The organism is Thiomicrorhabdus heinhorstiae (genome assembly GCF_013391765.2).
In the GTDB taxonomy this organism is placed as follows: domain Bacteria; phylum Pseudomonadota; class Gammaproteobacteria; order Thiomicrospirales; family Thiomicrospiraceae; genus Thiomicrorhabdus; species Thiomicrorhabdus heinhorstiae.
The window spans coordinates 1-390 of sequence record NZ_JACBGI020000087.1 but is presented as its reverse complement, the minus strand read 5'-3'; the positions used below and the strand labels follow the sequence as shown (position 1 = coordinate 390).

Annotated in this window: 1 protein-coding gene; it reads left to right on the top strand. The window is 45.1% G+C overall.

Features of this window, described 5'->3' with window-relative positions; translation table 11 throughout:
* Nucleotides 1–107: 107 nt before the first annotated feature.
* Nucleotides 108–390: hypothetical protein (locus tag H8792_RS12650; protein ID WP_228767130.1), on the top strand; the 283-nt coding region annotated here is incomplete at its 3' end.

Below are 390 nucleotides of genomic sequence, written 5' to 3'. Positions count from 1 at the left end.
ATCATGTACCGGGCGTTACAGCGTGCTGGCGACACGGTGAAGAACTTCTTCAATCTTGCCCTAATTGCTCTCACCCTTTCTATCGTAAAAACCGATTGTTACCGGGGTTGACCGATGATTGTGCTTGCGGGTGGAACGCTGTTAAACCTGCGAACCGCTCACCCGCCTCAAATGAAGAGCGCGAGTTTGCAGTTTTTGTAAATGATATTCTGCAACGCAATCTGCCATCGATAGATTATACGGTTTTGGCTGCTTGTTATCGGCGTCAAGCAAAGAAGCAAGGGTTTGTTCATGGGAACCTAATTGGCACAGCTAAATTATTTAGCAGTATTCGTGATAAGTTCAGCGATGAAATTATTTCGAAAATTGATTTGGCATACGCAGCTGGAA